Below are 4,085 nucleotides of genomic sequence, written 5' to 3'. Positions count from 1 at the left end.
AAGCCCAGCCCAATTCTCCGCCCCGTATCCGCCTCACTGCGGCTCCGCTGTCGCTTCGCCACCTATCGCATTTTTCCCGCGCGCTGGCGGAAATCTTATCCAAACGCGCCCTCACGCGTTTGGATGATTTCCTTTTCCAGCAGTCGCCCGCTGGGATTTTACCTCGATTTTGCTCGCTGCAAAACGAGTGAAATCCCTCTTTACGCCGGGCGGGCGGTGCGTGCCGCACTCCCAATTGCCAGCCTCTACCCTAACAGGATAGAACTGGCCTCGGGCCGGCCGGGCCCCACGTCCCGTGGACGGGGAAATGCTCGCGCATTTCCACTTTTCTGCTCAGCCCAACTCATCACGCCGTTCTCTGTTCACACATTTCATGCTTCGCACTCCTTATTTTTTGTGCACGGCAGTTGCCCTACCCCATCCGCGAGGTGCGCCAAACAAAAACGGCAAGCTCTCTTCTCAGAACTTGCCGCTGCTAAAATCTACAAAAACGATTGCCTACTGGAAGAACTCATCTCCACCCATCTCGCCTGTTCCGGTCGCACCGGGGGCCGGAATCGCCTGCTTCGGATCGCACTCGTACCGCACGACGCCGATCGGCTCCATAAATCGATCACTCATACTGATACCCAGCGACTTGTCTGCATAAACTTTCTTCATGAAGATCCCGAAAATCGGCAATGCCACGCGCGAACCGTCCGCGCCGCTCATCAAGTGTGTCGCCGGGTCTTCGCCGCCGACCCATGTCCCGGCCACCACATGCGGGGTCACGCCCATAAACCATGCGTCGGCACTGTTGTTGGTCGTCCCGGTCTTGCCGCCGATATCGCCCTGCAGGTTGAACTGATGGCCCAACCGACCCGCCGTACCGGCTGTCACTACCCGTTTGAGCATATCGAGCATCGTGTAGGCCGTCTGTTCGCTGATCGCGTCATAGGTCTGCGGCGAGAAGGAGGCCAGAACGTTCCCCTGTTTATCTTCGATGCGGGTGACGAAGATCGGTTCGGTGTGCACGCCCCGATTGGCAAAGGTACTGAAGGCGCCTGCCATCTCGAAAACCGATACCTGAGGCGTCCCCAGACACAAGGCATACACCGGGTCGATATAGCTGTGGACGCCGATTTTATGGATCATATCGGCCACGGCCTGCGGCTGGGCCTGTTTCATGATCCAGGCGGAGTAGTTGTTCCGGCTGTTGGCCAGCCCCCAATAAAGGGGACGCAACTCGCCCTCCTGCGGCACATTGCCGGCCTCTTTCGGCGACCAGGGCCCGGTGGAGGCTTCGATGGTCACGGGGGAGTTGGGCACCAAGGTACAAGGGTTGTACCCGAGCATGTCGAAGGCGAAGGTGTAGATGAAGGGTTTGATGGTCGATCCGACCTGCCGTTTCCCCTGCCGCACCATGTCGTACTTGAAGTTCCGGAAGTTAGTCCCTCCGACGTAAGCCGTGACGTATCCGGTCGCCGGATCCATCGACATGAAACCGGCCCGGAGGAAGGATTTCATGTGCAGGATCGAGTCTTTGGGCGAGAGTACGGTGTCTCGATCCCCGGCGTAGGTGAAGACGGACATCGGAATCGGCTTCTCGAAGGCGGCCAGGATGCTCTCTTCGCTCATCCCGTTCCGTTTCATGGCCATTCCCCGTTCGCTCTGAAGAATCGCCCGGTGGACGATTTTGGTCTCTTCCTGTTTGTTGATGTTGTAGAAGATGGTCTTGTAGCTTTTCCGCTGTTTCTCGAACTGGGGCTGGATGGTCTTCACCATATGCTCCCGGACGGCCTCTTCGGCGTATTTCTGCATCCGGGAGTTGATGGTCGTGTAGAGTTTCAGGCCGTCTTTGTAGAGGTTGTAGGGGGTTCCGTCGGCTTTGGTGTTTTTGTTGCACCAGCCGTAGAGGGGGTCGTTCTGCCAGCGTTCGAGTTCGACCTGATAGTCCCAGTCGGTGAGGAACTGCCGCCGTTTGGGTTCGGTGGCGGTCATGTACTGCCGGAGCATCTCGCGGAAGTAGGTGGCGGTGCCTTCGTTGTGCGACACGGGGTGATAGTCGAGCCGGATGGGTTCGGCGGTCAGCCGGCGGACGTCGGCGTCGCTCAGGAATCCGGCGCTGCCCATCCGCTCGATGACGGTATTCCGACGTTTCAAGGCCCGCTCGGGATTCCGCACAGGGCTGTACCGGCTCGGGGCGTTCACCACGCCCACCAACATGGCGGCCTCTTCCGGGGCCAGCTCGGCGGGGGTCTTGTTGAAAAAGGTGGCGGAGGCGGATTTGATCCCGAAGGCGTTCGACCCGTACTCGACGGTATTGAGGTACATGGCGACGATCTCTTCCTTGGTGTAGTTGTGCTCCAGCATGACGGCGGTGATCCACTCTTTAAGCTTGGCGATCACGAGTTTACCGACTTTGGCGAGGCCGGAGCTGTGGACGGTATCCCGGGGATAGAGGTTCTTGGCGAGCTGCTGGCTGATGGTGGAGCCGCCGCCTTGTCCGCGGTCGCCGAGCAGGACGGTCTTGATACCCACCCGGGCGAGTCCTTTGAAGTCGATGCCGGAGTGGCTGTAGAACCGGGCGTCTTCGGTGGAGACCAGGGCGGCCACGAGATTGGGCGAGAGGTCGCCGTAATCGACGTAGGAGCGGTTCTCGACAAAGAAGCTACCGAGGTTCTTGCCGTCGGCGGAGATGATTTCGGTGGCGAGGTTGCTCCGGGGGTTTTCGAGCTCTTCGAAGGTGGGGAGTTTGCCGAACACGCCGAAGCCGATCAGCAGCAGCAGGGTGCCGAGGATGACGACGGGGGCGGCGAGGATGCTCCAGAATACAAAGGTGATCTTCCGTCGGTTGGCGGGATCGTGGATATAGTTGCGTATCTTCACGTAGGTTTTGTTGGCCATAAAATCCTGAGAATAACTCGTTCCGAGATGACAAAGATACGATTTTTAATCGTCGGTACCGCGGTCGGTCGGGAACCCCGCTTGCCTGGTACCCCGCCCCGGGCTTCCGCGACGGAGGCAGCAATGGGCGGTCAGGCGGTCTGATGAGCGTCGACCACGACGGGTACAGTTGGTCGTCTGCGGTTAACGGGCATACCGGCGTGTTCTTGTACTTCTACACGCAGGGGCTCAATCCCAGCCGCGTGGGCCACCGTGGCCACGGTTATCAGTTGCGTTGCCTCTCGGAATAAACGGAAAGAAAAGCCCCGCCCCGGGCTTCCGTGACGCAGGCAACGGTGGGCGGTTAGGCAGTCTGATGAACGTCGGCTACGGCGGATTCAGTTGGTCGTCCGCTGTCAGCGGGACTATCGGTGTGTTCTTGGATTTCTACACGCAGAACTTCTATCCCAGCGGCGTGGATGGCCGTGGCCACGGTCTTCAGTTGCGTTGCCTCTCGGAATAAACGGAAAGAAAAGCCCCGCCCCGGGCTTCCGCAACAGCGCCTCGGGCGATCCGATGAACGTCGGCGCCAACGGATTCAGTTGGTCTTCTGCTACAGGCAGCACGGGCGGCCAGAACCTGCATTTCAATACGCCGTACCTTTACACCAGCAACTCAGACCACCACGCCCACGGTTTTCAGTTGCGTTGCCTCTCGGAATAAACGGACGCACGGCGTCTTTTATTGGCAGCCTCTACCCCAACAAACGGCCGTCTCTACCCAATTAGGCCGACACAGCCGCAGAAATGCGAAGCATTTCCCGTCCACGGGACGTGGGGCCCTTGCGGCCGACGCGTTCGCGTCGTGGCGCGCGGCCGTTATTACTTTCAAGCAACCGCGCGCCACGCCTAAGGAGGAAAATCATTCAAAAGCGTTTCCCGTTTTTGAATATGATTTTCCAAGGCGCGCGGAAAAAATCAAAGCCGAAACTCTGCGACCCGCAAGGGTCGCGCGGGCCGAAAGCCTCCCCCAGCGGGAGGCCCGCAACTCGCATAGCTCGTTTAGGGCACCCGCAGGCTTCGGCCCGCAGCAGACACAGCCCAATTCTCCGCCCCGTGTCAGCCCATCCAGCTCCGCTTTCGCTCCGCCGCAACCGCGCGCTGGTGGAAATCTTATTCAAACGCGCCCCACGCGTTTGAATGATTTCCTTCTCCAGCAGT

At 59.4% G+C, this 4,085-nt stretch carries 5 protein-coding genes; 4 read left to right on the top strand and 1 reads right to left on the bottom strand.

From position 1 onward, the window contains the following. Positions 1-191: hypothetical protein (locus QZ292_RS09880; protein ID WP_294601086.1), on the top strand; the 191-nt coding region annotated here is incomplete at its 5' end. Positions 192-498: 307 nt separating this feature from the next. Here QZ292_RS09880 and QZ292_RS09875 read toward each other — a convergent pair. After that, complete coding sequence (locus tag QZ292_RS09875) at positions 499-2,886, bottom strand: transglycosylase domain-containing protein (RefSeq protein ID WP_294601084.1); 2,388 nt, start codon at positions 2,884-2,886, stop codon at positions 499-501. A gap of 143 nt (positions 2,887-3,029) precedes the next feature. Between QZ292_RS09875 and QZ292_RS09870 the strand changes: the two genes are divergently transcribed. Genes QZ292_RS09870 through QZ292_RS09860 form a run of 3 tightly spaced genes read left to right on the top strand, consistent with a single transcriptional unit; the run spans position 3,030 to position 3,588 of the window. Next, positions 3,030-3,176, top strand: coding sequence for a hypothetical protein (locus QZ292_RS09870; protein ID WP_294601083.1), 147 nt, complete (start codon positions 3,030-3,032; stop codon positions 3,174-3,176). Beyond that, positions 3,161-3,388 carry a hypothetical protein gene (locus QZ292_RS09865; protein WP_294601081.1) on the top strand — a complete coding sequence of 76 codons (228 nt, stop codon included), beginning with the start codon at positions 3,161-3,163 and terminating at the stop codon, positions 3,386-3,388. Before QZ292_RS09870 ends, QZ292_RS09865 begins: the two co-directional genes overlap by 16 nt. Continuing rightward, on the top strand, positions 3,373-3,588 hold the full coding sequence (locus QZ292_RS09860) for a hypothetical protein (protein ID WP_294601079.1): 216 nt from the start codon (positions 3,373-3,375) through the stop codon (positions 3,586-3,588). Before QZ292_RS09865 ends, QZ292_RS09860 begins: the two co-directional genes overlap by 16 nt. Positions 3,589-4,085: the final 497 nt, after the last annotated feature.

This window comes from uncultured Rikenella sp., from assembly GCF_910577125.1.
GTDB lineage: Bacteria > Bacteroidota > Bacteroidia > Bacteroidales > Rikenellaceae > Rikenella.
This window is presented reverse-complemented; position numbering and strand designations above follow the sequence as displayed.

Excerpts from the sequence above, each read along its gene's own strand:
- QZ292_RS09875 (WP_294601084.1), bottom strand. The coding sequence starts at position 2,886 with ATGGCCAACAAAACCTACGTGAAGATACGCAACTATATCCACGATCCC.
- QZ292_RS09870 (WP_294601083.1), top strand. The coding sequence starts at position 3,030 with ATGAGCGTCGACCACGACGGGTACAGTTGGTCGTCTGCGGTTAACGGG.